We start from the raw sequence: 24,129 nt of genomic DNA, 5'->3' as shown, positions 1-24,129 counted from the left end.
CGTCTCCCTACTCGTTCGGATCCGTCACGCGCCAGGCCAGCGGGACGATCGCGGCAACCGCGACACAGAAACTCCCGAACGCGAACGCTTCCTCCGGCCGCGACCACAGCGTCGCGACGACGCTAACGGTGAGCCAGAGCCCGCAGAGCACCGCGACCGCACGACCGGACGGCTTCATCCGTCCTCCGCGATCGCTCGGCACCGTTCGGTCGTTCGCTCGACGGTCGTCGCCCAGTCGTATTCGCCTTCGACGACCGCACGTGGCGCGTACGCACCGGATTCCGCGGTCACCGTCTCCAACGCGTCCGCGAACCCGGTAATGTCGCCGACTGGGACCGTCTCACCGCCGCCGTCGACGACGCCGGTGAGCTGGTCGAGCGCGCTGGTGACGACGGGCACGTCGGTCGCCATCGCTTCCAACACCGTCCGCGGTAGCCCCTCGGCCTCGCTGGACAGCACGAGCGCGTCCGCCGCCCGGTAGACCGCCGGCATCTCCTCGTAGGCGACGTGACCGAGGAACTCCACCGCCTCGTCCAGACCCCGCTCGCGGACCGACCGCTCCAGTCTCTCTCGAAGCGGCCCGTCGCCACAGACCGTGAGCCCGGCGTCCGGCGCTCGCTCTCGGAGCCGTTCGAACGCCGCGAGCGCGTCCGACGGGCGCTTGCCCTCGACCAGTCGACCGACGAAGAGGACCGCTGGATCGCCGGTGACGCGTTCGTCTTCCGGTCCGCACGGAGTGAATCGATCCGTATCGATCCCGTTGGAGACGACGGCGACCGGTACCGAAACTCCGAGTTCACGGAGCCGATCCCGGTCCTCGTCGGTGTAACAAAAGGCCACGTCCGCGCTGTCGAACGTCCACCGACCGACGGTCCGGAGATAGCCGTCGAAGACCCACTTCGGCGCGGTCTGGGAGTACAGGCCGTGGTTCGTGACCGCCAGCGGCGTCTCCGACAGCCGACGGGCGATCGCCGCCAGATTGGTCGAGAAGTAGAGGTGCGAGTGAGCGTGGACCACGTCGTACTCGCCGGCACGGCGGAGGAACTGCGCGACGCCGGCAGAGACAGCGTTGCCGAGCGGTTCGGCCGTCGCGGGATAGCGGACGACCGTGTACCCCTCGCGCTCCTCGACGTGTGGGCGATCTTCGGTCTCGGCTTCGTCTCCTCCCTCGTCGGCGTCGACCGTCAGCACCGTCACGTCGTGCCCCATCGCGGCCTGGTCGCGGCTCATCGCGTGGACGTGGTAGGGGCCACCCCCCTTGACGTCGGGATAGACCTTCTGTGCGGCCCGGAGGATACGCATTCGTCTCTCACCTCCACCCCGTCGATGTTAGGTGTACTGTTCGATCAGTCGCGGAGGACGGAGACGAGGTCGGTCAGGACCATCCAGCACTGTCGGATGACGATGCGGACGTCCAGCCAGAACGACTGGCGGCGGATGTACTCCAAGTCGTAGCGGAGCTTCGTCTCCGGGTCGGTGCTGGAGGCGCCGCTGATCTGGGCGAACCCGGTGAGTCCGGGTTTGACGAACCAGCGCTTGCGCCAGCGGTCGGTGGTCTCCTCCAGGTACCTCTCCTCGTCGGTCCAGACCGCCCGCGGACCGACGACGCTCATCCGCCCGACGAGAATCGTCCACAGCTGTGGGATCTCGTCGAGATGGGTCGTCCGCAGGAACCGACCGACGCGAGTGATCGCGTCGTTGTCGTCGTCGTCGACCGGCGTGACGTCCTCGCTATCGGGGAACATGCTCCGGAACTTGTAGATCCGGAAGGTACCGCCGAACTCCGCGGTCCGCTCCTGGCTGTAGAGAATCGGGCCCCGACTGTCGAGTCTGATCGCCACCGCGATGCCGGCGATGACCGGCGAGAGCGCGAGGAGGCCCGTGGCGGCGAAGGCCACGTCGAAGACCCGCTTGACGATGTAGTCCTGGGTGTCCCAGGGTTCCAGGTCGATGTCGACGAGCGTCTCGTCCGGGGCGCGTTCGGTGAGCACGTTGTCGGCGTGGTCGCGGTGAGCCTTCGCGACGACGCCGTGCTCGTAGCAACTGTCGAGCGTGCCGAAAAACGACACGCGGTCGGCGTCACCGAACGCCAGCACCGCCGTATCGATATCGTAGGCGACCAGCACCTCTTCGAGTCGCGCGAGTCCGCCCAGACACTCCAGGTCCGCGAGCGGTTCCGCTCCGACGACGACGCCGCCGTCGGTGTGGCCGGCCCCGGCGTCACTCGAACGGCCGCCTCGACCGGCCAGCGGCGAGACGTAGCCGACTACGTCGAGGTCCGTCGTCGCCAGCACGTCCGCCATCGTCTCGGGGTCGTCACCGACGACGACGGCCCGCTCGCTGCCCGACGGCCGCCGTCGGATCGCCACCATCGCCACCGGGAGGCCGACGAACAGCAGGCCCGTCACGATCATCAGCGTCGACCGCGGGAGCCTGTAGGTGTAGTTGTAGTAGCCCAGCGCGGCGAGGCCGACCATCGCCAGCAGGACCCGCTTCTGGGTCAGGAGGATCGTGTCGAGGATCCGCCGCGGACGGGGTTTGAACACGGGCCACATCGCACCGGCCACGACACCGACGGTCGTCAGGACCGCGACGGTGCGTTTCGGGCCGGCGAGGACCGCCGGCGCCGGCCGCCCGAAGTAGGGGACCAGCGCGAACAGGTCCTGGACCAACGGGTGGTTCGCGACGGCGAGCGCACCGAGCGTCAGGACCAGCGTCGCCCCGACGCTCGCGACGCGATACTGCCACCGCGAGTTCATCGTCCTGTATTCTCGAACAAACCGATATAAACGCTGTGTCGCGACTCTCCCCGGAGCACACCGTCCCCAGCTCCCGGACCGAGGCCGGCCCGAATGGGTGGAGAGCGCTCAGAGACCCACGAGTTCGTCGATTCACCGGTCGTAGTCCGGCACGGTCCGGCCGGTCTCGTCCCACGGAGGGAGTGACCGTTCGCTCGGTCGGCGTCGGCCGTCGCACCCAGTGGAAGTTATATACGTCGGAGCCACAACCACCGTACAGTCGCGCCATGAGCGGGGACGAAGCGAAACTTCTGGACACGTCGGGCGATTACGCGTTCGTCGTCAGGGACGGCGAGACCGTCGCGGAGCCGCGCTGGCGCTCCTCGCGGGTCGTCCTCACCAGCGAGCGGCTGGTGTTCGTCGACGCCGACGGCAACCAGTCGTTCCCCCACGACGCCGTCGAACTCGTCGACGACTCCGAGAGCGTCGTCCCCGAGGGATTCCCCGCCGACGGCGCAACCGCACTCCGGGCCGGCAACCACGCGCTCCTCGTCGACGCCCCCGACGTCGAGGCCTTCGACCGAGAGTACTGTCGGGCGGCGCTGGACGCCGAGGTCATCCTCGTCAAACATCCGGCGGTCGTCGGCGGCGTCGTCCAGGACACCGAGTGGTCGAAGGCCCGCTTTCGCTTCGCCGACGACACCGTCAGGCTCGCCCTGCCCGGCGGGGGCAGCACCTCGTTCCCGGTGGCGGACGTGGGCACCGTCGAGACGGCCAGCCAGGGCGTCATGGGCGCCCAGCGCCGGGTCGTCCAGCTCGAACACACCGACGAGGAGGGCCGCAGCGTCGAGACGCACTTCTCGGGCACCGACGCCCACTGCCGCGCGCTGACCCACCTGTTCGAGGCCGTCGTCTCCGACCGTGGAAGCGAGGAGTACGAACTCACCGAGACCGAGAACCAGGTGTTGATGGCCCTGTACTCGGGCGTTTCACCCTTCGAGATGAGCGACTTCGTCGGCATCAGTGTCGAGGAGGTCGAGGAGATCTACGGGAAGCTGCTGGAGATGGACGCCGTCGACGAAGTCCGCGTGCGCACCGAGGTGTCGCTCAACGCCCACGGGCGGAACCTCGCGAGCGAAGCGATGAGCGAGCAGTGACAGTCGCCGTCGGCCCGGATCAGCCCCTCCGCCGATTCACTACCCCCGTTCGGTCCGCCGTTCCCAGAGCCGCCGGGCGCGGCCGAGCGCACCGGGCCCCGGCGTCCCGTCGCGGACCCAGACCGCGACCGCGACCGCCAACAGCCCGACCTCGAAGAGGACGTAGCCGATGCCGGCGGGGCTGGCCAGGTACTCGACCCAGCGGGCCAACAGCCGCGAGACGAGCGCGAGGACGGAGACGGTTCCGCCGGCGGGTTCCTCACCGAGGGGCCAGAGGACGGCGCCGAACGCCGGCCCCCCGCCGATGAGCACGGAGAAGAACACGTCCCCCGCCAGGTGAGTGAGGTATCCGACGGCGAACGCGACACCGGGTTCGGGGGCGCCGCGCCGGCGGGCGACCGCGACGACGAGGAGGCTCACCGGGACGGCGACGAACGCCGAGTGCGCGACTGAAGTCCCGCTGGGGAGGACGCCGAACACCCAGCCGCCGGGTTTGTCGACCAGGTCCGGGAACTGCGTCCCGAGGACGACGGCGACGGTACCGAGGTCGCCCGGTGGTCGGCGGTACAGCGTCCGCGTCACGACGGAGTACAACAGGTACCCGACCGAGAGGTGCTCCCAGGGCCACATCTCAGCGTCCCGTCGACGGCCGGTCGGCGGTCCGGGTCCGTCGCGAGCTGTCGTCGATGGCGGCGTCGACCGGTCGCTCCGCACCCATCCCGTGATACGCCGTTGAGACCGTCTTCACGCGGGCACCTTTCGCCGTCGATCGTATTGTTATCCACACCTTTCTCCGTTCGAGACCGCCTGTCTCGCGTCGTCGTGTCGAAGCAGGTGGCCCCCGCTGGGCGCTGCTGTCGACCTGGGCCGACGAACGAACGGCGACCGTCGGCGCGGTCGCACAGTTCCACAGCCGATAATCGGCCCGCAATGCCTATTGTGGGCGGCCGGGAACTCCCGCCAATCGCGGTCGATCCCCCATGAGCAACTCGGAGAAGAAAGTGACGGACATGCAGGGACGGTACATGCAGCCCGTCGCCGAAGGGCGCCAGCGCGACGACGCCGGCTGGCAGTCCTGTCGGATCGTCCTGACCACCGAGCGGCTGGTGCTCGTCGCCGACGGGAAGCTCACCGTCCCGCTCGCCGAGATCGACGAGATCGGCGAGCGCTACGACGTGAACCAGCGGGCCGCCGGCGTGGCGAGCTACCTCGGCCTCACCGTCGGCGACGACGTGGTGCTGGTCTCGGGCGCCGACCACGACGAGTTCGAGACGGACTTCTATCACGCCTGTCTCAACGGCGAGGTGCTGTTCGTCGACCACCCCGCCGTCGAGGGGGGCGTCGTCCAGGGCACCGACTGGACGAAAGCCCGCATCCGCATCACCGACGACGACATCCGCCTGGCGCTGGCCGACGGTGAGCGCGTCGTCATCGAGCGCGACGACATCGGCGAGGTCGAGGAGGACGAACGCCAAGCCGCCGGCGAGCAGCGACGTGTCATCGAGGTCGAACACAGCCAGGGGGAGATCAGCGTCGAGACCCACATCACCGGCGGCGAGTACGACCTCTCTGTCCTCTGGCAGGTGCTCGAAGAGGGCGTCGAGCGCAACCGCGCCGACCTCGATCTGGGACCCGTCGAGGAGCAGGTCGTCATGGCCCTTCACTCCGGTGTCTCACCGTTCGAGATCCCCGATTTCGTCGACAGCGAGGTCGAAGACATCGAGGCGATCTACGACCGACTCATCGAACTCGACGTGATCGAGGTGGTCCGCGAGCGCACCGAGGTGGAGATGACCGCACGCGGACGCTCGGTCGCCGGCGAACGGATGGGCGAGCAGTAGCTGTCGGGTCGGAGTCGCGGTCGGGTCGGAGTCGCGGTCGGGTCGGAGTCGCGGTCGGGTCGGAGTCGCGGTCGGGTCGGAGTCGCGGTCGGGTCGGAGTCGCGGTCGGGTCGGAGTCGCGGTCGGATCGGAGTCGCGGTCGGGTCGGAGTCGCGGTCGGATCGGAGTCGCGGTCAGAAGCGGGGATTTCGTTCCATGGCGTCGTCGTGTTCCACGTCCATCGCCATCGCCACCACGGTGACGAAACAGCTAAACAGGACGACCAAGATCCCGATCTGAGCCGAGAGAACGGTCAATCCGCCGTCGAGGGCAGCCCAGCCGATCGACGCGAGTCCGGCGACCACGCCGAGCGGCCCGAGCCCGTAGAGGAAGACCAGGGGGTGGAAGTCCGTGACGAGGTACCTGGCTTTGAGCCGCCAGAGGAATCGAACCAGCAGGAGCTTCGATAGCTTCGGGACGAACGAGCTGTACTCGATCCCGCTCTCCTCGTCACCGTACACCGCTCGCATCTCCACGTCGGCGATCCGGAACCCGTGGACGTTCAGTTTCACGATGAGGTCGTTAAGAAAGCCGTAGTCGTCGTAGAGGTCGTCGATGTCCAGCGCTTCCAGTGCCTCCCGTGAGATCGCCGTGTAGCCGTTCTGCGGGTCGGTCATCTTCCAGTATCCGCTGGCGATCTTGGTCGTGAACGTCAGTATCGCGTTGCCGGTGAACCGCCACCGGGACATCCCACGGTAGTGCTCGGCGGAGTAGAGGCGGTTCCCCTTCGAGTAGTCCGCCCGCCCCGATACGACTGGCTCGACGATCTCGTCGAGGATGTCGGGGTCCATCTGGCCGTCGCCGTTCATCACGGCGACCACGTCCAGCCCCTCCTCCACCGCGAACTCGTAGCCCGTCTTTATCGCACCGCCCACGCCCTCGTTGGTCTCGTGACGGTGGGGAACCACTCGGGGCCGGACCTGTCCGCCGTCGGCCTTCGCGACGTTCGGGGACGCGTTCACCCGCTCGGCCACGCGCTGTATCCGCTCCCACGTCGCGTCGGACGAACAGTCGTCTATCACGAAAATTCGGTCGACGAACTCGGGGATCGTCGTGATCACCTCCCCGACGAACTCCGCTTCGTTGTGGGCTGGGACCACCACACCGACGGTCTTCCCTTCGTACATCCCGCCCGAGTATCGCGCTGATATCCACTTGGTAATGGAGCGCATAGGGTGAGGATCTGACGGGTAAAAAGCCCGCTACCGTCGGTCTGTTGGACGCCATCGTCACACGACGATTCGGGGAGAAGCCGTCGCCAGAGCGGGGTTGAGGGGGGCGTCCGTGCGGACGATGCTCGGGCAGTCAGAGCGGAGACGGATCGGCGCCAGGTCGGCGACGGTCGTTCGGGCGGTGGTAGCCGTTCGAGCGGCGAAGGTGGTCCGTCCGAGTCGATGCCGCGGTCACCGGTCGCGAATCGGGTTCGGGTCGACCTCGTCCGGCGTCAGGCGGGCTTCGAGGACGTCTACGATCCGCGTCGCGGCCGTCCCATCGCCGTACAGCGACGGTTTCGAGCCGCCGGGCGTCGGTGCGGCCAGCCCGGTCGCGATCCGGTCGGGGTCGGCGCCGACGAGGGCGTTCCACCCGCACTCGACCGTCTCGACCCACTCGGTCTCCTCGCGGAGGGTCAGACAGAACGTGTCGAGGAAGAACGCCTCCTTCTGGACGCCGCCGGAGTCGGTCGCGACGCGCGCTGCGGCGTCCAGCAACCGGACGAAATCGAGGTAGCCGACGGGGTCGACGAGCCGGAGCCGTTCGGCGTACTCCTCCCAGTGGCCGTACCCGCGCAGTCGGTCCTCGGTCCGCGGATGCACCGGCACGACGACCTCACTGTCGGCGCTCGCGAGGGCGTCGAGGATCGCCGTCAGCCGCTCCGGGTCGTCGGTGTTGCGCGGTCGATGCACCGTCGCGAGGACGAACTCGCCGGGCGAGAGCCCGATATCGTCGAGGACTGTCGACACGCTCCGCGCGTGCTCCCGCGCGGCCAGTATCGCGTCGTACTGTACGTCGCCGACGACGTGGACGCGCTCGTCCGGGATCCCCTCCTCGCGGAGGGTCTCGGCGGCCCGCTCGGAGGGGGCGAACAGCACGTCCGCGGCGTGATCCGTGAGTACTCTGTTGACCTCCTCGGGCATCTCGCGGTCGTAACTCCGGAGTCCCGACTCGACGTGGACCAGCTCTGGCGCGGACTTCGACGCGGCGACCGCGGCCCCCAGCGTCGAGTTCGTGTCCCCGTACACCAGCACGCAGTCGGGGGACTCGGATTCGATCGCCTCCTCGACGCCCACGACGCACTCGGCCGTCTGGCGGCCGTGGGTGTCGGAGCCAACCCCCAGCTGATAGTCCGGCTCGGGGATACCCAGTTCGTCGAAAAACACCGCCGACAGCTCCGCGTCGTAGTGTTGGCCGGTGTGGAGCAGTACCTCCTCGTGGTCGTCGCCCAGTGCTCGGCCGAGCGCGAACTCCTTGACGAACTGCGGTCGCGCCCCGACGACAGAGAGCACCTTCATGCTACGGCGAAGACCACCCCGGAGTTCCATCAATATACTCCGCCTAAACGACCGCTCGTCCCCGGCGAGCCCGCCATCTCCGAGCCGGCCGTCGTCTGGACTCCGGACCGGTGACAGATCGATCGATCGAGACGACCCGTCACAGCCGCCATCGCGCTGCTCGATGGCTGATCTGCCGCCCGCGAACCCGCCGTTTCGAAGTTGTCGTGGCCGCGAGTCGTGACTCGCTCGGCGGCGATTATACGTCCGTTTCACACCTGTCAAGCGATCCATAACTATAGGAAGACCGTCGGAACCAGGGGGTGAACGCTCGGCAGGACGCCGGAGCGACCATCCATGAGATATCTGGTTTTCACGAACACGCCCGCCCACGTCCACCTGTATCGCAACGCGGTCGAACGGCTCGAAGCGCGAGGCCACTCCGTGCTCGTCCTCGCTCGCGACTACGGCTGTACGGTCGAACTGTTAGAGTGGTACGACCTCTCCTACGAGGTGTACGGCCGCTGTGACACCACGAAGGGGTCGCTGGTTCGGCAGCTGCCGCGCCACTACGCCCGGATGCTCCGACTGGCTCGCGAGTACGATCCCGACCTGATCTTCGGGATGGGGTCGTACTCGGCACACACCGGGCTCGTCACGCGAACGCCGACGATCCTCATCCTCGACTCGGAGCCTACGTCGGTCGACCACCTGATCTCCCAGCCGTTCGCCGACGCGGTCGTCACGCCCGACGCGTTCCGCAAGGACCTCGGCGACGACCACTTCACTTTCGCCGGGTTCAAAGAGTGCGCGTACCTCCACCCAGAGGAGTACACGCCGCGAGCGGACGTCCGCGAGCGGTTCGGGCTCGACTCCGACGAGCGATACGCGATCGTCCGGTTCAACGCGTTCGGCTCCCACCACGACGTGGGGAAGGGTGGCTTCGCGCCCGACGAGCGGGCCGAACTGGTCGAGCGCCTCGCCGAGGAGGTGACCGTCTTCGTCTCCGACGAGGGCGGCGAGATGGACCTCTCGGCGCTGCCCGCCCGCGAGTTCGACGTCCACCCGGCGCTCATGCACGACGCGATCAGGGAGTCGGCCCTGCTCGTCGCCGACACGCAGACGATCGTCACGGAGGCCGCGCTGCTCGGGACCCCCGTCGTCCGATCGAACTCCTTCGTCGGCGAAGACGACATGGGCAACTTCCTCGAACTGGAACGGGCCGACCTCGTCCGCAACCTCGCCGATTTCGACGACGTACTCTCGACGGCCGAGCGCCTCGTCGCCGACGACGACGCCAAATCGCGGTGGCGTCGGCGCCGCCGAGAGTACCTCTCGACGAAGGCGAACCTCACCGACATCGTCGTCGACGTCGCGACGAGCGGGTCGGTCTCCGGGAGCGGCGCGCTCTCGGCTCGTTCGATCGGTGGGGTCACCTTCGACACGTCGGCGTCTTCGGACTGACTCTCGGGGCCCGTCTTTCGACCGGCCCGACCGGTCACACGCGGGCGGTGACGGCGACCCAGTCGTCCCCGGCGTCGGCATCGTCGTCGCTCCCGCCGTCGTCGGTCGCGACGGAGACGACCTCGAACCCAGCGGTCTCGAACAGGTCGCGAGCGCGGTCGGGGTCGTAGCGCTCGAAGTGGCGGCGGTCGTCGTCGTAGGGGCTCGCGTCTATCTCTTCGCCCGGACCGCCAACGGCTTCGAGCGAGACGAGTGCGACGCCGCCGTCGGCGAGCACCCGTTCGAACTCGGCGAGGGTGGCGGGGACGTCGCGCTCGGGCACGTGCAGTAATGATGCGCAGGCCCACAGGCCGTCGAAGCCGCCGTCGGCGAACGGGAGCGCGCGCATGTCACCGCGGACGGGCGTCCCGTCGGGGACGCACTCGCGAGCCCGGTCGAGGAACGACCGCGTCAGGTCGAAGGGGACGGTGTCGAAGTCGGCCTCGGCGAACGCCGCGGACTCCCAGCCCGGGCCACAGCCCACGTCGAGGACCCGCGGCGGGCCGGCGGGGTCCGGTTCACCACCAGGGGTCGCCGGGTCGACGCGCGCCGAGTCGGTCGCCGCCCCGTCGACCGCTGTCACGAACGCCTCGACGATGTCGGCGACGACCGAGCGGTCGCCGTGCCGGTCGGCGTACTCGTCGGCGACGCGCTCGTAGGTCTCGACCGTGCGCCGGACGCGTTCGTCCATACGGACGGGGCTGGGATCGCCGGGACGGTAAGCCTGCCGACGGCCGCAGGGGTGACGACCGGTCGACGCCGCCGACGAGAACGACACTATAAAGCGGCGGTGCACCGAAGCCGGCGGTATGAATCCGAAGATCCTGATCCTCGGTCCGCCGGGCGCCGGCAAAGGTACGCAGAGCGGGCGTCTCGCCGACGAGTTCGACGTCGAGCACGTCACGACGGGTGACGCGCTACGGGCGAACAAGGAGATGGACATCAGCGACATGGACACCGAGTACGACACGCCCGGCGAGTACATGGACCGGGGCGACCTGGTGCCCGACGTCGTCGTCGACGCGATGGTCGGCGAGGCGCTCGACGGCCGCGAGGGGTTCGTCCTCGACGGCTATCCGCGCAACGGCGACCAGGCCGAAGCCCTGCGCGAGATGACGGATCTGGACGTCGTCCTCGTCCTCGACGTACCCGAGGAGGAGCTTGTCGACCGGCTCACCGGTCGTCGGGTCTGCGAGGACTGTGGGACGAACTACCACGTCGAGTTCAATCAGCCCGAGGAAGCGGGCGTCTGCGACGAGTGTGGCGGCGACCTCTACCAGCGCGAGGACGACGACGAGGAGTCGGTGCGCAACCGGCTGTCGGTCTACCACGACAACACCGAGCCGGTGCTGGAGCTGTACGCCGACCACGACGGCTACGTCGAGATCGACGGCGACCAGTCGCCCGACGAGGTCTGGGAAGCCGTGAAGGCGGCCGTCGAGGCCGAGGCGTGACCTCGCCCGGGAAGCGATCGGGAGGATTAAAGGTTGATAACGACCGAGGACAGAGATAGATAGCAATGGCACGGACGGCAGAAAAGGCGGCGTCGCTGGCAGAGGAGAGCCAGTCGATGGCCGACGCGATGGCGCGCGTGCTCGCGGTCGCCGACGACCAGGGCACCGTCCAGTGGGGCGATGTCAGCGACGACATCACGAGCGGCGAGTGGGGGCGGCTCATCGAACAGGGCATCCTCGTCGACGTCGACGGCGAGGGCTTCGTCGTCGACGACCCCGAAGGCGTCCGCGACGCGCTCGGCGACGACGCGCCCGACGACACCGGGTCGACGAGTACGTCCTCGAGCAGCGGCTCGTCGACGTCGAGCGGGTCGAGTTCGTCCGCATCGAACGGCTCGGCCGCGGACGACGACGAAGGTGGGTGGTCCCGCTGGGACAAGATGGCGGCGGTCGCGACGATCGCCCTCTTCCTCGGCTACTCGCAGGCGCCGATCCGCAACACCGTCGGCGGCGTGATCGACCTCGGGCTCGGCCCGCTCGCGGACGTGTTGCCCTTCTACATCATGATCCTCGTGCTCGCGACGTTCACCGGCTTCAGCTCGACGGTGCTGCAGGGCAAGCTGATGAACATGGACAAGATGGGCGAGTACCAGGAGCGCATGCAGGAGATTCAGGAGCGCCGCAAGGACGCCAAAGAGCGCGGCGACGACGAGGCCCTCGAAGAGATCCAGGAGGAGCAGATGGAGGCGATGGGCGACCAGCTCGGCATGTTCAAAGAGCAGTTCCGCCCGATGGTGTGGATCATGCTCGTCAACATCCCCGTGTTCCTCTGGATCTACTTCATGGTCCAGACGCCGGAGATGGTCGCCGGCGCCGGCCCGGTGATGATCCTCCCGCTCATCGGCGAGATCGCCACCTGGAACGAGCGCATCGGCCCGATGTGGGCGTGGATCGTCTGGTATTTCGTCTGCTCGATGAGCTTCACCCAGATCGTCCGCAAGGCGCTGGACGTCCAGACCACGCCGTCGACGTCGTAGAACGAACTTTGACTCGCTCGTCGGTCGTTACGCACCGCTTCTGTCGGCCGGTTACCGGTCTACGTCGACCTGCGCCGGGTCCGGATCCATCTTGAAGACGACGCTGGGCTCCCACAGCAGGCGGTGTTCCTTGTAGGTCCCCTTGCCCATGCCGCCGTGTTCCTGGTTGGACTCGGTGACTTCGAGGAAGGCGAGTTCGCTGAGCAGCCCGCGGATCGAGTCGGTCGTGAGGTCGTCGGCGCCCTCGGCCTGGCAGACTTTCTGGTAGACGTCGTAGATGACGGTGGTTCGGAACCAGTCCTCCTCGGGGCCGGTGTTGGCGGTGAGGTTGGCCAGCGCGTAGAGGACGTACTTGCTGTGGGGCGGCAGGCCGGCGATGAGCTCCTTGAGTCGTTCGACCTCGGCCTGCTCCTGGGCGCGTTCGAGGTGGTCCTCGGTCACTTCGTCTAATCCGTTGTTCTTGGCGTAGTCGCCGGCGTGTCGGAGGAGTCGAATGGCCTTGCGCGCGTCGCCGTGGCGCTGGGCGGCCAGCGCCGCGGTCTTGGGGATGACGCCCGCGTCGAGCACGTCGTCGCAGAAGGCGTCGCGCCGGTTTTCGAGGATCTGTCGGAGCTGTTCGCCGTCGTAAGGGTCGAAGATGAACTCGTTGTGGCCCAGACTGGACTTGACCCGCTCGGTCATCTGCTCGCGGAAGTTCACCTTGTTCGAGATGGAGATGATGCCGATGGGCACGTCGACTTTCCCGGCCTCGCGGGCGCGCGAGAGCAACATCAGGACGTTGTCGTCGTCGAGTCGGTCGACCTCGTCGAGGGTGATGAGCGCGGCGTCGTACTCCCGATCGAGGATCTCCCAGAGGCGGTTGTAGTATTCGTTGGTCGAGATGCCCCGGGTCGGGATGTCGACGCCGGTCGCGGGCGCGTTGATCCCGGTCGCGATGGTCTGGACGGCGTCGGCCTCGCCCTTGGCCTGGGCGCAGTCGACGGTAACGGTCGCCAGGCGATTGGAGCGCCGTTGGGACTCCGTCCGCGCCCGTTCCATGACGTGGTTGGCGACGAGGGACTTGCCCGAGCCGGTCTTCCCGTAGAGGATCACCGAGTTGGGCGGCGAGCCCGTCACCGCGGGGCCGACCTCGTTGGCCAGGTCGCGGATGTGTTCGTCGCGGCCGACGATCCGCGCCTCGTCGGGGACGTGGTCGATGTTGAGCAGCTCGCGGTTCGCGAAGATCGTGTCGCCGCCGCCCTCCTCGACGGCCTGAAACAGCTCGTCGCCCGCCTCCGCCGACCCGTCGCCGTGCTCCTGCATGGGTTGTCCGTTCGTTGCCCCGTGGAAAAGCGTTTCCACTGCACTCCGAGTTAGTTGCGGCCCACCAGCGGCCAGATAGGGGCCACACGTCGTTCGCTCGTAACTCCGAAGCCGGTCGACCCCACTCGATTCCGAGTTACCGCCGCCGACGTAGCGCCGGCCCCACTGTTCCCTCACCGCCCACCGCCGCCCGACGACGGGCCCTCGACGCGGTCTCCCGCGCGATACCGTTCGAGAACGCCGCCCGCGAGTGAAACCGACCGAATTCGGACAGGTATCGTCTCGGAGTGACACACCCGATTCCGAGTTAGTTCGGCAGTTTCAGGCGTTTCTGGACCACTTCCGACGAGCCGCCCGGCCTACCAGTCGGTCCGGCCCTTCGAGTCCCGCGGCGATCGGTGGAACCTCGCTGGTGACCGGTGGCATCATCTCCGCTCAAACGTTGGTTCCGACCCCGAGATAGGCACTGGGACACCTAATTCCGAGTTAGTTCCCGTCGTAGTGGGTCGATCACCGGGCGATGACCCGGGACACCGGATTCCGAGTTAGTTGTGGCTCGGGACACACAGTGGCACACACACCTGATTCCGAGTTAGTCGGCCGGCGAGAGCGCCTAACTGAGAGCGCGTCCGAACCGGCTCCGGACTTGCGACGTGTTAGCGGGGTGAACGACTTTTGGAGGTCACCAGCTCCCGTTCGCGTGCTCGTTTCGTCTCGTTCTCGTTCGTTCTAGAACCTAGTAACTAGTCTAGACACACCGGATTCCGAGTTAGTTCCCGGGGCGTAGCGACGCCCACCACCCGCTCCGGCTCCACTAACTCGGAATCAGGTGTGTGTCTCCCCTGAGATATGATCTCCTGGTGAGACCGGCACGGGACGTGCGGACTCAGTGGGTCGAAACGAGCGGTTCCGCAACCTCTATTTACGGACCGAACGGAATCGAGGTATGTTGATAACCGTTTCCGGCCCGGCCGGAAGTGGCAAGAGCACGTTCGCCGCGGCACTGGCGAACGCGCTGGAGGTGGACCACGTCAGTGGCGGCGATATCTTCCGCGAGATGGCCGACGAGCGGGACGTGTCGCTGGTCGCGTTCAACGAACTCGCCGAGGAAGACGACCAGGTCGACCGCGATCTCGACCGTCGGCTCCGCGAGATCGCAGACGAGAACGACGACCTCGTCCTCGAATCGCGCCTCGCCGGATGGATGGCCGGCGACCACGCCGACCTGCGGATCTGGCTCGACGCCCCGATGGACGTGCGCGCCGAGCGAATCGCCGACCGCGAGGACAAGTCCGTCGAGACCGCCCGCGAGGAGACGACCGCCAGAGCCGAGAGTGAGGCCAAGCGCTATGCCGAGTACTACGGCATCGAGATCGACGACCGCTCGATCTACGACCTCGTGCTCAACACCTCCCGGTGGAGTCCCGCCGCGGAGCTGGAGATCGTCCTCGCCGCCGTCGAGTCCTACGACCCCAGCGAGGACGAGGGCCGAGCCCCGGTCACCGGCGTGGACTACGACTTCTGATGTCCCTTCGCGGCCCGCCCGACGACCGGTCGGTCGACGATCTGCTCGAATTCGGCGTCGTCAACCTCGACAAACCGCCCGGGCCGTCGGCCCACCAGGTCGCCGCCTGGGTTCGGGACATGGCCGGCGTCGACCGCGCCGCCCACGCCGGCACCCTCGACCCGAAGGTCACCGGCTGTCTGCCGATGCTGCTCGGCGACGCGACCCGGATGGCCCAGGTGTTCGACGACAGCGACAAGGAGTATATCGCCGTGCTCGAACTCCACGGCCCCACGCCCGCCGATCTGTCCTCGGTCCTCGCGGAGTTCGAAGGCGAGATCTATCAGAAACCGCCGAAGAAGAGCGCGGTCGTCCGCCGGCTGCGCTCGCGGGAGATCTACGCCCTCGACGCGCTAGAGGTCGAAGACCGACGGGCGCTGCTTCGGATCCGCTGCGAGAGCGGGACCTACATCCGGAAGCTGTGTCACGACCTCGGGCTCGCCCTGGGGACCGGCGCGCACATGGGCCACCTCCGTCGGTCAACCACGGGGTCGTTCGACGACCGGGAGCTGGTGTCGCTGCACGACCTCGTCGACGCGCTCGCGTGGGCCGACGAGGGCGACACCGACCCGCTCCGCGAGGTCGTCCAGCCCGCCGAGCGGGCGCTCGTCGACCTGCCGAGCGCGATCGTCGCCGAGTCGGCCGCTCGACAGGTCGCCGAGGGCGCGCCCGTCTACGCGCCCGGTCTGCTCGATGTCGACGACGTGTTCCGCGGCGACCTGGTCGCCTGCTACACTCCCGACGACGCCGCGGTCTGTCTCGCGACGCTCGCGGGCGACCCCGAGGCCGACAGCGGTGTGGTACTCGATCTCGAACGCGTGCTGGTCTGACCGACCGAAAGCGAAGGGCTTAATCAGGGGAGGCTCGTCTGCCGATACGCGGGACCGTGGGGTAGCGGTATCCTCGGCGCATGGGGTGCGTCGGACCTGAGTTCGAATCTCGGCGGTCCCATCCTGCGTTTCATCACATGCCCACAGTTACGGTCTTAGATGTGCGAGCGTCCAATTTACTTCCAAAAGTGGAAAGAAATTAAGCGACTATTTAAATACCCGATTTTCTCAGTCTAAGAGTTTCACTAACTGGTCTTACCAACCCACCTACCGACCCACCCATTCTGAAGGTGAGTCGGTCTTTTCGCTGCTCGTCGACCTCGCGGCAGTCCCCTTCACGGGGGCTGGCGCGAGTGAGTGGTTTTCGTCCTGCTTCGGCAGCCTTCACAGACCACCGAAAGCGAGGGAACAGGAGAACAGGTTTGCCCGGCAGCGCAGCGAAGCGAGCAGCCCGGACCGGACCGCGAGCGCCCATCGCGGTCCGCACCTGCTCGACCAGCCGGAAGCGCCCCCTTGTGGGGCGACCCGGAAGCCTGAGCGTCTCCCCCGACCCCGAAGGGGGAGGGGAATCGTTACCGCGTTCACCTGTCCGACCAACGCTGTTTCTCCCTGTGCGGGGTCCCATCGATGAGGAGTCGTGTCGACCCGCCAGGGCACCTGGGCGGGCTCGAACTTACTGACAGATGTAACACTCCCGTCTTAGCGGACCTCCTGGAGGAGCGCGACCTCCTCGGCTACGGTCAGCTCATAGACGGTTCTCTGACCGAACGCGACGAGGAGCGCGTACGCATAGCGAAGTTCATAGCGGCCCATCCTGAGGGTACACCGCTGTCTCACGTCGTCTCGTATGCTGTGAAGGGTGTCACTCCAGAGAACTGCGAACGTGTCGAAGGCTCTGATCCGGACTACCAGTTTGCATATCGGTTCATCAACGATCTTGAAGAGCCAGATGACCCCTACGTGCGGAAATCCCGGTCATCAGGGGTTCTCTTCGTAACCCCCACCCTGGGCCTTCTTGACTTGATTACAGAAGGCATTACTCAAACAGCTCAGACAGAGGGTCTAACGTACGACCGGGAATTCCTCCGAAATTACCTCTCTTGCGTAGACTCTGTAGACGATACCGTACGCGAGTTACTGAAAGACGGTTTTACATCCTATCTCAATCGCATCAAGGACTACAAACTGCTATTCGATGTTCACTTCGTAGATCGCACTGGCGGCGAGACGACCCGACGGATGACGAAGGACTACAAGACTCGGTTTAACGACCAAGGCCGCGTTTCCAAGCAGTTCGCACGATTCAATGATGCACTGGAGTACGGATACGACCATGCAGACAATGCGGTATTGGTAACTCTAACGACTGATCCGAAGCGCCAAGCGTCACTACTCGACGGCATCGATACCATCAACGAAAATTTCAACCGTCTGCTATCGTATTTTGACTCTGACCCGGCAACCAAAGCCGACACCCGCGACTCCATCGTCCCAGGCTGGCGGCCTGATCTCTCCGACGACGTTACTGGGCGGCCACGAGAGCGTCCGGACTATATTAAGGCGCTGGAGTTCACTGAGAAGGGCTATCCGCACCTACACGTGCTGTTCTTCGACGTACCAGAACGAGACTCCGACGGACTACCATGGTTATGCGACAAACAGGAGATTGCCGCAAAGTGGGCCGACTACGGACAGGGCGAGATCGTCGACGTGTACCCCCTGACGTATCGCGACGACCTCGACGATCTAGAACCGGAATTTCAGAGTGACGAAGGTTTCGTTGACTGGTACCGTTTCGGCGACCACGATAACGGTGAAGACTGGGTACGCGAACGGACCCGGTCACACGAGTTGATCGAGTTTGGTGACGACAGCCACGAAATGGAATCGACTGCTGGCGCATACTTAGGCAAATATCTGAGTGCGACATTCGGTTCGCTACTCGACGCCACGGAGTCTTTCGAGGCGGGCGATGACGACCGGGAGTCGTACGCTGACAAAGCGGCGACATGGAAGCTCGCACTATACTGGGCGACGAACCGGCGCTTCTGGTCCTGCTCGAAAGCGATCACGAAAGGGATAGACACGAACGATCATACGCAGGATCCTGACGTGCGCGAAGCCGTCCGTTGGTGTTCACTTGACTCTGTACAAAAAGCGAGCGAAGGAGAGATACGGGATGCTCTCGCGCGTCAGCAGTGGGATGACCTCGATGATCTCGATGCCGCTATAGAGCGGACAATCTTGGATGTGGAACAGCCGCAGGTGCGTTCAACGCTCCCAGAAGAAACCGCGTTCCAGTGTATCGTCGACTATATCGGCGCGTATGCGTATTGGGACCTTCCAAGCGACGAGTTGGGCGATCGCCAGCAAAACCTCGAAATCGTAGAGGACTGCATTGATGACGGTAACGATATGCCAGTCGTAAATCGGGACAAGGACCCACCAATCATTGATGTGTGGTCTTAGGTCATGGTCAGTGCAGAAGATTAAGATGCATCCTCAATCGAACACTTGTGAATTGTTAATTATCTTTGGTGAACGAGATACAGGCCATATGTGCGGTATTAGTCGTGTGAGTTTGGACCTGCTATTGCTGACCTTTTTGTACATCTGATTTCTAACCACAATCCATGTCTGATACACCAAAAGAACAAAAATTCCATAGTCTCCTCTACTCAGCCCTTTATCGATATGTTGAGAATAATGATACAAAGTTCTCGGAGGTCACTATTGAGAAGGATGTTGAGGGGCGACAGGCAGACATTCATATTGATAGTAACCTTACTGGTAGTCTCGTTATCGAGGTCAAACGAGACGATATCTCCCCATATGATAAAGACGTAATAAAACAGGCACGCGACTACACGCGAGACATCGGCGCTGACTTTTTCGCAACGTGTAATAGTAATGACTTTTACCTCTTCAACTACGACGGAGAAATCACTCTACAGAACGTCCCTTACAACTACGCAAACCTCCGCCCGATCAACCTCTCTGACCCGGAACTTGACGGATTCGTTCCGCAACTCCTCTCCGGCGTTGATCATCTCTATCAGCATGGGAAACTTCCTGAACAGGAAAAGAAAGAACAAGTTGTTGGGTTACTCCGAACATTCCACTCAACGATTTGGCCGGCATACAAAGAGCTCGCTCAGCAAAAATACAAAAGTAATGAGAAATTCATCAATCTGTTTGACGGCTGGGTTCGAGAAAACGACTTCACCGCTCTACCAACGGATGAACAGTTAGAAACCGCCGCGAAACAATATGCGTACCTGTTAACGAATAAAATTCTGTTCTACGAAGTCGTCCGTGAACAAACACCAGATCCAATCAAACCAAGCGATGGGAACAAACTTCAATCACTCGTCGGTGTTTCTAGTCTCGATTTTCTCGATGAACACATCCGCCGGCGATTCGACGAAATCATGGAAAAGATCGACTACGAACCGATCTTCCGAAATAGCGATTTGTTCGAACAGTTCCCACACAATAAGAAAACACTACAGAATATCCAATCACTCGCTGAAAACATTGAGCAACGCGAAATTTCTGGAATCGACGAAGATCTTCTAGGTGACGTATTCGAAGAACTTATTCCGAAAACTGAACGTAAAAAGCTCGGTCAGTACTACACACCACCGACGATCGCTGATGCCGTCTCGGAATGGGTTCTCGACGCACAAGCAGAATACGATCTTCCTGAAATCCTTGACCCAGCGTCTGGTAGTGGAACATTCCCCGTCGAAGTATACACCGACTTGAAACGTGACTACCCGGACGCCACGCATCAAGACATTCTTGACTCGATCACCGCTGTAGATATCAATAAATTCCCGCTGCATCTCACTGCGTTGAACCTTGCGAGTCAAAACATCGAAGAGGAAATTGATACACTACACGCTTACCACGCCTCATTCTTCGCCATCGAACCAGACTCGAAAATGCTGACATCTGCGCGGCTAGATAACCGGGATACTGGGGAAGTCGGGTACTTCGACGGGATCGTCGGAAACCCGCCGTATATCCGGAACCGTGACATACCTGATAAAGACGCATTCAGAGCGCATCTTTCACGGTTCGGTCCAGAAAATGCATCACCCTATCTTGATGGGTCGAAGAAACTCAGTAAGAAAAGCGATGCGTACGTATACTTCGTTACACATGCTACGCAATTCCTCAGAGACGGAGGACGGCTCGGGTTCGTCATTCCGCCGAAATGGTTGAGTGTCCGATATGGAATGGATTTCCAGCAGTTCCTATTTGACCATTACCAAATCCATGCGGTTGTCGGATTTGCAGAACGAGCGTTCGAAGATGCATTTGTAGATACCTGCTTATTGCTAATTGAGCGGTGTGAGGATGAAGAAACTCGACGAGAAACCGTAACGAAATTCATTCGTGTTCAAGAAGAGATGGAACCTGTCGATCTTTATGAAACTGTGACGTTTGGTATGTCGCTCGATCAGGAACCAATAGACATTCGTGAACGCCCGAACTATCGTATGCTAGGAGTTCGACAAGAATACCTTCACGATACAGGCCCGAAAAAAATCAACTACTACTTGAATGCTCCACTCAAATTAATTAACCTTATTGAGCGAGATGACTTTGTCCCCCTTAGTAATTTTGTAGACATATCTCGTGGGCCGGTTACAGGCGCTAATAAATTCTTTATTCTGGATCAAGATGAAGCAGAGAGAAGAGGTATTGACAAGCGATTCTTGTCACCAGTAGTAAAGAGCATTAAAGGAATGGACTCGGAAGTATTTGAGCAAGGAGATGCTGATAAATATATTCTTGATGTCCATGACTATGTAACGAAAGTGGAAAATCGAACCAAAAAATTCGGGACCGATACGACACTAGAAGAAGACGTGCGATCCTCGCTTAAGCGCGATGGATATGATTCTCTACTCCAGTATATTAATGAAGGTGAAAATGATGAGATTCATAAACGAAACACCTGTGCAAACAGAGGAGTTTGGTTCGATTTAGGTGAGCAACAAGCGCCAGAGTTATTCCATCCTAAATTCTTCAAATGGAGACTCTTTACGGTTTCAAATCGTGCGAGAGCGCTTACAACAAATGCAGTAGACTGTGTCTATGTCAAGGGAGGTATTGATTCTAAAGTCGTCATCGGGCTCATGAATTCGAGCCTCTACGGAGCTTTACTCGAATGTTGGGGCCGGGTAGAGGGGAACGGCGCATTGCAGTTGATGACGTATGAATTAGAGAGCGTTCCCGTTCCAGATATTCGGGAGTTTGAACAAGAACACATAGAGTCAATTAAAACGGCGACAAATGCTCTATTGAACGGAGAGGATGATGCAGAACAACAGCTGAATCAGGCTGTTCTTGATGCAGTTGGGCTTGATTCCATCACTCCTGAAGAGCTATCCACAATGAGGAAAGTGATGACACACCAGCGATTAGAGGGTGAATTTGATTCCGAAGTCATGTTAAAAGACCTTGATGCTACAGTAGAATGGTCATCTGAATACTTCGGCGGAGAAAATGAGGGCGGAGTCAGCACATTAGACGATTTCTCATAAGATTCTCTCTCCATCGTCGTTAATACTCATGGTGACACTTATCCTATTATGAATGACTTGGGTTTAGAAGTTGTCAACGTAGTGGGGTGGGTTCATTATCGTCAGGAGCTCGACCTAGGCGAGTTAGCCGACACAATGGCTACCCGAAGTGAAATTACCAACTCCACCTATGAACCCGCAGAGAATCACTGGCTACAAACATATTTTGCTCCGGATGATACGTATGTCGCATTCTATCGATCCGGACGTTGCTCAATCACTGGAGTCGATTCTGTCGAACACTTCGAAAATGTAGTCGGGCGCGTGAATGCAGTGATGCAGGATATACTAAAGTTTGATTTTACACCTGAGTCTGAAGTAAGCAATATTGTTGTAACAACGGCGCTCGATAGGAATGTGGATCTCGAAGCATTGGCGCTGCAGCTTGGGTTGGAACGCATCGAGTATGAACCGGAGCAGTTCCCAGGCCTGATTTACCGTGACTCTGAGTCAAACGCGGTCATTCTCATATTCTCCAGTGGAAAACTTCTCTGCACCGGACTCAGCGATCTTGATTCTATCACAAAGACAGTTGAAGTATTTATTGAAAAAATCAACCTGGATATGTAATAAGATATCCAGCGCTATTTGTGAACTTAGTTGGATTCTTCTTCTGCATCCTCTCGAAGACGGGATTCTACACGCTCGAAGGCTTCTTCAAAAGGCTCCTCAATATCTTCATCCTTTCTTATCTGCTCGTACTCCTTCCGGGCTTGCCTCAAGTATTCCTCTCTGGTAACTCCTAAATCTTCCTCGATTAGCCTTCGCTGTGTTATATCTAACCGAATTCCCCGAATCTTCTCTTTGTTGAAACTTTCCAGAACTGATCGGCCTTCATCGGTTATTCGATACTTGCCGCGGTCAATTTTCTCGATTAGCTCACCTGCCTGTAGCGAATTGATACGGTTAGAAACTCCTTTTCGAGATCGACCGATGTTCTCTGCGATGATTGCGGGGGTCAGGATGAGCTCACTACTTAGAACTTCCAATATCTGCTTGTCCATGTCGGTGAGCCAGTCTATCCGGTCAGGTTCGTCGTCCATATTCTCCAGTACAGTCCCTCTCTCTAAAAAGTGACCCCGGTTCAAGCCCCACTGATTGCCCTTCTCCAAAAAACGTTCCCTAATTAGGGATAGCTTTATGGTAACAGCCATTTAGCTGTATTATATGACGAGACGGTCTAAATTACAGATTCGACCCGATACACTGGAAACCCGCCAAATTCGGACGGAAGGGGGTATACTCGAATCCTGTTGTGTCGACTGCGGCCGCCCGTTACCTGGGGTGAATACATGAGCGAAGATCTCCGACCTCTCGACCCTCGTGAGGCAATGGAAATGTGGCTCGACCGGCAGCGGGCTGAGAAGTCCGAAGAAACTGTAAAAAGCTACTTTTATCGAGTCCGCCAGTTCGTCGACTGGCTCGATGAAGAAGGAATCCAAAATCTGAATGAACTGGCAGGGCGCGATGTTTTTCGGTACGATTCAGCCCGCCGTGCCGATGATCTCAGCAAGAGCGCGTTGAATAATCAACTCGGGACTATCAAACTCTTTCTCGAATTCTGTGTGGATGTTGAGGCTGTCCCACCGGAATTACCGGCGAAAGTGGATGTGCCGACTCTCTCGAAGGCAGAACGGGCAAATGAAGAGAAATTATCGACAAAGCGAGCCGAAAATATTCTTGAAAATCTCAGAAGGTACGAATACGCTAGCCGGGACCGCGCTCTATTTGCTCTCGCGTGGCACACGGGCGCACGCCTCGGCGCGCTACGCTCGCTAGATCTACGTGACTGCTATCTCGTCGAAGACGATCTCCAACGACTTGCTCACCAGGACGACATCGATCCGGAAGAGCTGGAAAGCGTTGAAGTTCCGTTTATCTACTTCCGGCACCGTCCGGATTCAGATACTCCTCTAAAGAATCAGGAAGATGGTGAGCGACCGGTTGGCCTTTCCGAAGAGATCGGTGAGCTACTTCGGGAATACATCGAAGTTTCTCGACCGGACGTAGAAGATGAATTCGGCCGGAAACCTCTCTTCTCCAGTCAGAAGGGAACGGGTCGAATGTCGAAGGGAGCGATTCGCTCCCGGTTCAATATCATCACCCAACCGTGCCGATATGGAGTTTGCCCGCACGATCGTGACCCGGAAGATTGCGAAGCCCGTGAACATGGCTATGAGTCGCGCTGTCCGTCAGCTCGTTCACCCCACCGGATACGGACAGGCTCGATCACAAATCATCGTGACGAAGGTTGGCCACCTGAGGTACTCGCTGAGCGCGTGAATGCCACGCCAGAGGTCATTCGCACTCACTACGATCAGCCTGATCTGCTGAAGCGGATGGAAACGCGACGTAGCTACCTCGAATGAACCACTGGAACAGGAACACCACTGTGACCGTTGGGATGACTCCCTCCGAAAGCGACTCGCTCACCTCGGCGGTCCCACTTCATTATACCCACTAGCGGCTTCTCCGTAGGGTTTCGCTCTCTCGAGGAGTCTTATCCAACCGGCGCGCCCGAGCGCGGTGTCACCTTCCGTTCTATCGCTTTGGTCGTGAGGGGGTTCACTCACGACGA

The 24,129-nt window shown here is 61.8% G+C and carries 20 protein-coding genes and 1 tRNA gene; 12 read left to right on the top strand and 9 right to left on the bottom strand.

Annotated features, from left to right (window positions below):
- Positions 1-7: 7 nt before the first annotated feature.
- From I7X12_RS00750 to I7X12_RS00740, 3 genes are read right to left on the bottom strand one after another with little or no spacing between them, the layout of a single operon-like run.
- Complete coding sequence (locus I7X12_RS00750; RefSeq protein WP_198061989.1) at positions 8-178, bottom strand: hypothetical protein; 171 nt, start codon at positions 176-178, stop codon at positions 8-10.
- On the bottom strand, positions 175-1,302 hold the full coding sequence (locus I7X12_RS00745; protein WP_198061988.1) for a glycosyltransferase: 1,128 nt from the start codon (positions 1,300-1,302) through the stop codon (positions 175-177). The genes I7X12_RS00750 and I7X12_RS00745 overlap by 4 nt, the downstream gene beginning before the upstream one ends.
- A gap of 44 nt (positions 1,303-1,346) precedes the next feature.
- Complete coding sequence (locus I7X12_RS00740; RefSeq protein ID WP_198061987.1) at positions 1,347-2,759, bottom strand: sugar transferase; 1,413 nt, start codon at positions 2,757-2,759, stop codon at positions 1,347-1,349.
- 266 nt (positions 2,760-3,025) lie between these two features.
- Between I7X12_RS00740 and I7X12_RS00735 the strand changes: the two genes are divergently transcribed.
- Complete coding sequence (locus I7X12_RS00735; RefSeq protein WP_198061986.1) at positions 3,026-3,895, top strand: CheF family chemotaxis protein; 870 nt, start codon at positions 3,026-3,028, stop codon at positions 3,893-3,895.
- Between the two features lie 39 nt (positions 3,896-3,934).
- Here I7X12_RS00735 and I7X12_RS00730 read toward each other — a convergent pair whose 3' ends face one another.
- Positions 3,935-4,525: a metal-dependent hydrolase gene (locus I7X12_RS00730; protein ID WP_198061985.1), complete on the bottom strand. Its 591-nt coding sequence runs from the start codon at positions 4,523-4,525 to the stop codon at positions 3,935-3,937.
- A gap of 350 nt (positions 4,526-4,875) precedes the next feature.
- On the opposite strand from I7X12_RS00730, the gene I7X12_RS00725 reads away from it, so the two are divergent.
- A complete protein-coding gene (locus I7X12_RS00725; RefSeq protein ID WP_198061984.1) occupies positions 4,876-5,736 on the top strand; it encodes a CheF family chemotaxis protein in 861 nt (286 codons plus the stop codon).
- A 173-nt stretch (positions 5,737-5,909) separates the two neighbouring features.
- Here the strand turns inward: I7X12_RS00725 and I7X12_RS00720 are convergent, their stop codons facing one another.
- Positions 5,910-6,878, bottom strand: coding sequence for a glycosyltransferase family 2 protein (locus I7X12_RS00720; RefSeq protein ID WP_394355620.1), 969 nt, complete (start codon positions 6,876-6,878; stop codon positions 5,910-5,912).
- Positions 6,879-7,178: 300 nt separating this feature from the next.
- Entirely contained in the window at positions 7,179-8,285 is a 1,107-nt protein-coding gene (wecB, locus tag I7X12_RS00715) for a non-hydrolyzing UDP-N-acetylglucosamine 2-epimerase (protein ID WP_198061982.1), read from the bottom strand.
- Between the two features lie 336 nt (positions 8,286-8,621).
- On the opposite strand from wecB, the gene I7X12_RS00710 reads away from it, so the two are divergent.
- Positions 8,622-9,728 (top strand): DUF354 domain-containing protein, encoded by a 1,107-nt coding sequence (locus tag I7X12_RS00710; protein ID WP_198061981.1) that lies wholly within the window; start codon positions 8,622-8,624, stop codon positions 9,726-9,728.
- Positions 9,729-9,762: 34 nt separating this feature from the next.
- Here I7X12_RS00710 and I7X12_RS00705 read toward each other — a convergent pair whose 3' ends face one another.
- A complete protein-coding gene (locus tag I7X12_RS00705) occupies positions 9,763-10,458 on the bottom strand; it encodes a class I SAM-dependent methyltransferase (RefSeq protein WP_198061980.1) in 696 nt (231 codons plus the stop codon).
- Between the two features lie 118 nt (positions 10,459-10,576).
- Here I7X12_RS00705 and I7X12_RS00700 point away from each other — a divergent pair, with 118 nt between their 5' ends.
- The gene (locus I7X12_RS00700) at positions 10,577-11,221 is read left to right on the top strand and encodes an adenylate kinase (protein ID WP_198061979.1); all 645 of its coding nucleotides are present in this window, start codon (positions 10,577-10,579) and stop codon (positions 11,219-11,221) included.
- Between the two features lie 65 nt (positions 11,222-11,286).
- Entirely contained in the window at positions 11,287-12,258 is a 972-nt protein-coding gene (locus I7X12_RS00695) for a DUF106 domain-containing protein (protein WP_198061978.1), read from the top strand.
- Between the two features lie 51 nt (positions 12,259-12,309).
- Here the strand turns inward: I7X12_RS00695 and I7X12_RS00690 are convergent, their stop codons facing one another.
- Positions 12,310-13,560 (bottom strand): orc1/cdc6 family replication initiation protein, encoded by a 1,251-nt coding sequence (locus I7X12_RS00690; RefSeq protein WP_198061977.1) that lies wholly within the window; start codon positions 13,558-13,560, stop codon positions 12,310-12,312.
- 946 nt (positions 13,561-14,506) lie between these two features.
- On the opposite strand from I7X12_RS00690, the gene cmk reads away from it, so the two are divergent.
- The 6 genes from cmk to I7X12_RS00660 all read left to right on the top strand — a co-directional run bounded on the left by cmk (position 14,507) and on the right by I7X12_RS00660 (position 22,121).
- Positions 14,507-15,085 carry a (d)CMP kinase gene (cmk, locus tag I7X12_RS00685; RefSeq protein ID WP_198061976.1) on the top strand — a complete coding sequence of 193 codons (579 nt, stop codon included), beginning with the start codon at positions 14,507-14,509 and terminating at the stop codon, positions 15,083-15,085.
- Positions 15,085-15,954: an RNA-guided pseudouridylation complex pseudouridine synthase subunit Cbf5 gene (locus tag I7X12_RS00680; RefSeq protein WP_198061975.1), complete on the top strand. Its 870-nt coding sequence runs from the start codon at positions 15,085-15,087 to the stop codon at positions 15,952-15,954. The genes cmk and I7X12_RS00680 overlap by 1 nt, the downstream gene beginning before the upstream one ends.
- 50 nt (positions 15,955-16,004) lie before the next feature.
- Positions 16,005-16,075, top strand: a tRNA-Pro gene (locus I7X12_RS00675).
- A gap of 506 nt (positions 16,076-16,581) precedes the next feature.
- Positions 16,582-18,423: a hypothetical protein gene (locus tag I7X12_RS00670; RefSeq protein ID WP_198061974.1), complete on the top strand. Its 1,842-nt coding sequence runs from the start codon at positions 16,582-16,584 to the stop codon at positions 18,421-18,423.
- A gap of 164 nt (positions 18,424-18,587) precedes the next feature.
- Complete coding sequence (locus I7X12_RS00665; RefSeq protein WP_198061973.1) at positions 18,588-21,512, top strand: N-6 DNA methylase; 2,925 nt, start codon at positions 18,588-18,590, stop codon at positions 21,510-21,512.
- A gap of 48 nt (positions 21,513-21,560) precedes the next feature.
- Entirely contained in the window at positions 21,561-22,121 is a 561-nt protein-coding gene (locus I7X12_RS00660; protein WP_198061972.1) for a TATA-box-binding protein, read from the top strand.
- Between the two features lie 26 nt (positions 22,122-22,147).
- On the opposite strand, the gene I7X12_RS00655 is transcribed toward I7X12_RS00660, so the two are convergent.
- The gene (locus I7X12_RS00655; RefSeq protein WP_198061971.1) at positions 22,148-22,594 is read right to left on the bottom strand and encodes a winged helix-turn-helix domain-containing protein; all 447 of its coding nucleotides are present in this window, start codon (positions 22,592-22,594) and stop codon (positions 22,148-22,150) included.
- Positions 22,595-22,843: 249 nt separating this feature from the next.
- Here I7X12_RS00655 and I7X12_RS00650 point away from each other — a divergent pair, with 249 nt between their 5' ends.
- Complete coding sequence (locus I7X12_RS00650; protein WP_198061970.1) at positions 22,844-23,920, top strand: tyrosine-type recombinase/integrase; 1,077 nt, start codon at positions 22,844-22,846, stop codon at positions 23,918-23,920.
- The last annotated feature ends 209 nt before the right edge of the window (positions 23,921-24,129 follow it).

Origin of the sequence: Halosimplex litoreum (genome assembly GCF_016065055.1) — an archaeon.
Lineage (GTDB): Archaea > Halobacteriota > Halobacteria > Halobacteriales > Haloarculaceae > Halosimplex > Halosimplex litoreum.
This window is presented reverse-complemented; position numbering and strand designations above follow the sequence as displayed.